The 4,472-nt window shown below is 31.8% G+C and carries 8 protein-coding genes; 4 read left to right on the forward strand and 4 right to left on the reverse strand.

Features of this window, described 5'->3' with window-relative positions:
- From HMPREF2846_RS08815 to HMPREF2846_RS08830, 4 genes are all read right to left on the reverse strand, one after another.
- Positions 1–578, reverse strand: a 578-nt coding sequence (locus HMPREF2846_RS08815; protein ID WP_083309995.1) for a ParB N-terminal domain-containing protein, incomplete at its 3' end; no start/stop codon positions are given.
- A gap of 139 nt (positions 579–717) precedes the next feature.
- A complete protein-coding gene (locus tag HMPREF2846_RS08820) occupies positions 718–918 on the reverse strand; it encodes a hypothetical protein (protein WP_070626470.1) in 201 nt (66 codons plus the stop codon).
- Positions 919–932: 14 nt separating this feature from the next.
- Positions 933–1,685, reverse strand: a complete 753-nt coding sequence (locus tag HMPREF2846_RS08825; protein ID WP_070626471.1) for a phage antirepressor KilAC domain-containing protein — start codon at positions 1,683–1,685, stop codon at positions 933–935.
- A 14-nt stretch (positions 1,686–1,699) separates the two neighbouring features.
- Complete coding sequence (locus tag HMPREF2846_RS08830) at positions 1,700–1,939, reverse strand: helix-turn-helix transcriptional regulator (RefSeq protein WP_070626472.1); 240 nt, start codon at positions 1,937–1,939, stop codon at positions 1,700–1,702.
- Positions 1,940–2,109: 170 nt separating this feature from the next.
- Between HMPREF2846_RS08830 and HMPREF2846_RS08835 the strand changes: the two genes are divergently transcribed.
- The 4 genes from HMPREF2846_RS08835 to HMPREF2846_RS08850 all read left to right on the forward strand — a co-directional run bounded on the left by HMPREF2846_RS08835 (position 2,110) and on the right by HMPREF2846_RS08850 (position 4,406).
- Positions 2,110–2,811: a helix-turn-helix domain-containing protein gene (locus HMPREF2846_RS08835; RefSeq protein WP_070626473.1), complete on the forward strand. Its 702-nt coding sequence runs from the start codon at positions 2,110–2,112 to the stop codon at positions 2,809–2,811.
- Positions 2,812–2,875: 64 nt separating this feature from the next.
- Positions 2,876–3,589: a hypothetical protein gene (locus tag HMPREF2846_RS08840; protein WP_070626474.1), complete on the forward strand. Its 714-nt coding sequence runs from the start codon at positions 2,876–2,878 to the stop codon at positions 3,587–3,589.
- A gap of 126 nt (positions 3,590–3,715) precedes the next feature.
- Positions 3,716–3,898 carry a hypothetical protein gene (locus tag HMPREF2846_RS08845; protein ID WP_070463375.1) on the forward strand — a complete coding sequence of 61 codons (183 nt, stop codon included), beginning with the start codon at positions 3,716–3,718 and terminating at the stop codon, positions 3,896–3,898.
- A 274-nt stretch (positions 3,899–4,172) separates the two neighbouring features.
- A complete protein-coding gene (locus HMPREF2846_RS08850; RefSeq protein ID WP_060804169.1) occupies positions 4,173–4,406 on the forward strand; it encodes a hypothetical protein in 234 nt (77 codons plus the stop codon).
- Positions 4,407–4,472 lie beyond the last annotated feature (66 nt).

The following is a 4,472-nucleotide window of genomic DNA, read 5'->3' on the forward strand; positions in this document are numbered from 1 at the left end:
ACAGTTGATTTACTGACACCAGCAAGTTCTGCTAATTCTTTGTTCTCGTGTACTGGAGTACTAGATTTATTGGTTTTAGATTCTTCTATGATGACTGGTCGCTCGTTATTGCTAATTAACTTTCGTTGTGGTTCAGCTGAACTAAAACGAAAATCTTTATTTTTCTTAGAATTATTTTGTTCAGCTTGAAGAATCGCTTTGCGCTTTTGTTCTTTAGCTCTTTCTTGAATATCTCCGATTAAGTCTTTGGCGTTTAACACAATGTTCAACCTTTGATTAGCTGTTAAATTTCTGCGTTCAACTGCTGTATCCCTAACAAATTTAAGTGCTTCATCTTTTTCAAGGTTTTCTCTAATTGCTTTGACTGTATTAGTGTTTAGCTCTTTTAAAGCTTTCACTCTATGACGACCGTCCAACACTGTGTTATCCCAATTGATATGAATCGGCGTATGTTGACCTTGCATTTCGATATTAGCCACTAGATCATCAAATTCTTTTTCAGTCATTTCTGGGACAAGTTGGTTGATATCATCGTCGAATTTTAGTTTGTTTATTTCGATGTTTTCTATTTCTTTCAATTCATTTCACCTCCTTAAGTTGTTTGTTTTGATATACTTTACTTATCTCTTTATGAGCTAAACAAAAAGTATTCTCAATCTATCGCTTACAATACCGCGATGCTGCTTCTACAAAAGGATTTTTTTAGTCAATTCCAATCTAACGATGATGATTAGCTAAATAATGTTGTTCTCTATCTATTAGGTAGAGAACTTCTTTTATTTCTACGTATGAAAGTTTGGCGTTTTTAATTCCTTCGTTTAAATCTTTTTTTAGTAGCTTTTGTTCATCGTTGAGTGAATCATTCATTGCGTTAATACTATGAATCTGTGGGTACGCTGTTCTTTTAAGTCCTTGCATGTGGTTTCCTCCTGTTAATTGTTTTGTTTTTCGTTCAAAAATTTGTTAATAAAATATTGTTGTCCTTTACCAGTAACTTTGGGTGTCTTACTAATCGATGTATGTCCATCAGAATGACTGATTGTGGTTTCTTTGATTTCAAACAATTCTCGTTCCATTGAGTATTGTGTTGGCATGTTGTAATCTACACCCTTACGTTTAATGAGAAATCCATTTTGGCGTAACCATTCAAACAATCTACGCTGACCAATATCGATACCGTTTTGTTTAATAATCTTTGCTAACTCACCAACCAGAATTGATGTTTTAGTAGTAGCTACTGCATCAGCAAATACAATCTTCGGTTTATCTTTTTCAATTTGAGTTTCTAATTGTAGGATTGTATTGTTTGCTATCTTTAAGGCACGTTGCATTACCATTTCTGGACTGTTCCACGCTTTTTCTACTTGAATAAAATATTGTCTTGCACGCTTGCCTGGTTCACTGCGTTGTATCATTGCGATTTCTTTTGCAGTGTCTAGTGTGAGTGCGTGGTCAACGTAGTGAGTCATATTGCCTTGAGCTGTTGCTCTTTTTTGAGCGATAGCTGTATAGTCCGTATTTTCTTCAAAACCATATTTCAGCATTCTAGGGAACCAATCTTTATACGCTGTCTTTACTTCTAGCGCTTGATGAAGTTCTCGACCACTGATTGCGATTTCTCCATTTTCTTTTTCTTGAATGTTGAACATCTTTCCGATGTCAGGTTTAGTTTGTAAATCTTGCATGTGGTTTCCTCCTATTAAGTTGTTTGTCGTTCTTTGTGCATTTTTGGAACTTCTTTGATAAAAAAATATTCTGGGAACAATTCTTGAATAGGAATCTCAAGATCTTTAGAAAAAACCATAGCTTCATCTAAGCTAATAGGAATTTCTCCACGTTCTCTTTTTCCATATTGTTGACCTGAAACGCCTATTAGGTTTCCCATATAGTCTTGATTTTTTTTAGCTGTTTTACGAGAGCTATATAAATCTTTGTGCATTTTTGGAACACCTCCTGACAACAATACTAAACCCATTGTTCCAAAATTGCAAGTGTTTTTAACATATTTTTTTTACTCTACACATAATTTTATGTTTTTGTTGCATTTTTGGAACTTAAGACATATAATGAAGTTATAAATTTAAAAACAAGTTTAAAGGAGGTAAAAAAATGACTTCATTTTCTTCAAATTTAGAGCGACTTATGAATAAAAGAGACATGAGTGATAGTGATTTAGCAAACTTAGTAGATGTTAACCGCACAACTGTTACAAGATGGAGGAAGGGTATTAGAAGTCCTAAACTAGATAAATTACCTGAAATCGCTAATATCTTTGGTGTAGAACCCTTAGATTTAGTGAGCGAAAATAATAAAAATAAAGTTATTGAAGAAATCAATACTACTATATCCCAACTCACACCTCCACGTCAGCATAATGTATTAGATTTTGCTAATAAACAACTAGATGAACAGAACAACGAAGTATCTGAAAACGACAGAAATATTATTACTATCAAACGTATGCACGCTGCAGCTGCTGGTGTAGTCGGCGAAGAATTGTTTGATGACTTAATTGAGGAAGATGTTGAGTTTTATGAAGATGAAGTTCCTAAAGGTGCTGACTTCTGCATATTAGTCAACGGTGATTCAATGGAACCAATGATTAAAGAAGGTACATACGCATTTATTAAAAGAGAAACTAACATTAAGGACGGAACGATCGCATTAGTAGTTCTTGATGGCGCAAGCTTTATCAAACGTGTGGATATTTACCCAGAATATCTTAAACTCATCTCTTTAAATCCGAAGTACGAAGACATTACAGTAAGTTCATTTAATGATTTGAAAGTAGTAGGAAAAATAGTTTTATAAAACTATAAGTCACATTATAACAAGTCAAAAACTATTTTAAACAAAACTAAAAAGGAGAGTATTTATGAAACTAACTTTAAAAGAAAAATTGAGTTATGAACCTGAGTTTAAAATGCATTTACCTAAAAATGTAGTCAACATTTATGATAAATATGATATTGAGAAAAAGAAAAAGATTTTAAATGAATTTTCAAAACTAAAGCAATTTGAGAAATATGTATATATTAGACCGTATATTATTAAAAGTGTTCAACTAGAAAATCCTGGAAAAGAAGTATACGATGATATAACTAAGATAGATATTAGTATTGTAAACGAAGATAATTTTCAGAAAATAAACGAATTAATCAAATCGTTAGATACAACAAAAAATGATCCTCACAACGATAAAATTAAAAAAGAAATTGAATTCAATGTTAATATAATTATCAGACACCAATACCCGACAGATAAATTTTTAAAAACTATAACAAGGGCTAAAAAAGTAGAACGCTTAGGTGAAGAATTGCAAAGGACAGGTAATAAAATGATGGGTGTAGGAGCTAAAACTACTGCAGCGGTTTGGTCCCCTGCTCTATATCTAACTTATAATGGTGTGAAAAAGGTTTCTGAAAATAGTGATACTAGTAATTCAAATATAATAAACAATATTTCGAATAATGAATATTCAGAATTTGTAAGATTGGCAATCAATACAGAAAATGCTTTAGAAAATGAGATAATAAACAAAGAAACAGCTATAAAAAAATTAAAAGATTATCTTGATAACAATTATTAGATGTAGTAGAGCCTTTCGATTAATAATAACAGGGCATTCACTTGCCCTATTTTTTTACCCCTCCACTATGGGGCGAATTGGTATAAAAATAACGCCTACATAAGTAGACGTAAAAGGTGAAATGATATGAAAATTAAAAATTATACATTAACTTATAACAATTATAGAGATTTAGTTACCATTTATGCTGAGACAGAGTCAGGTATACCTTTCAGCTATGTATTTAGTGAAGACCAAACAGTTAGAGAAATAAGAGAGAAGTTAATAGAAATAGCTAATAAATTGGAGCAAAATGAACAAGAAGCGTAGTGTATGTAATACAAAAAACTCAACTACTAATGATATTAATAGCCGAGGTTTTGCAGTCTACTTTCAAAAAATGGGAGATGTTTATAAATCCACCTATTTTAGGAGAGTTTTAATTATACCAAAATCAATTTAAAAATACCAGCTTCTATATAGCGTGGGAGCAAAAGAAGCTGGTATAAATTTTAGTAAATAGAGGGGTTTTCACTGCGGTTTCACCCGCATATTTATTTTAACACATTATAGATATTTATAAGAATAAAAAGGAATGATCAAAATGAAATTTAACGATTGGCTTATTAAAGTAAAGTATGACGGAGAACACGAAGTTCTTACAAACGAGAACACCCTAGTAATTATCGACCAAGACGACGATGTAGCGTTGTATGTAAGAGATAATGGCGGAGTGTTAAAAGTAAACAAAATAAATTACAATAGCGACTTTTATATCGACGCTGACAATAAAGTTTTAGAGCTTGAAATTCACAATACTGTTTATGATGAATTGTAAAATTATTTCCACTTAAGAAATCAATAGCTTTAGGGTACACCACCGTACCCTTATTATTTTTTTACC

Source organism: Staphylococcus sp. HMSC056G08, from assembly GCF_001812305.1.
GTDB classification, from domain to species: domain Bacteria; phylum Bacillota; class Bacilli; order Staphylococcales; family Staphylococcaceae; genus Staphylococcus; species Staphylococcus simulans.

Coding starts and splice junctions, on each gene's coding strand:
- HMPREF2846_RS08820 (WP_070626470.1), bottom strand. CDS start 918: ATGCAAGGACTTAAAAGAACAGCGTACCCACAGATTCATAGTATTAAC.
- HMPREF2846_RS08825 (WP_070626471.1), bottom strand. CDS start 1,685: ATGCAAGATTTACAAACTAAACCTGACATCGGAAAGATGTTCAACATT.
- HMPREF2846_RS08830 (WP_070626472.1), bottom strand. CDS start 1,939: ATGCACAAAGATTTATATAGCTCTCGTAAAACAGCTAAAAAAAATCAA.
- HMPREF2846_RS08835 (WP_070626473.1), top strand. CDS start 2,110: ATGACTTCATTTTCTTCAAATTTAGAGCGACTTATGAATAAAAGAGAC.
- HMPREF2846_RS08840 (WP_070626474.1), top strand. CDS start 2,876: ATGAAACTAACTTTAAAAGAAAAATTGAGTTATGAACCTGAGTTTAAA.
- HMPREF2846_RS08845 (WP_070463375.1), top strand. CDS start 3,716: ATGAAAATTAAAAATTATACATTAACTTATAACAATTATAGAGATTTA.
- HMPREF2846_RS08850 (WP_060804169.1), top strand. CDS start 4,173: ATGAAATTTAACGATTGGCTTATTAAAGTAAAGTATGACGGAGAACAC.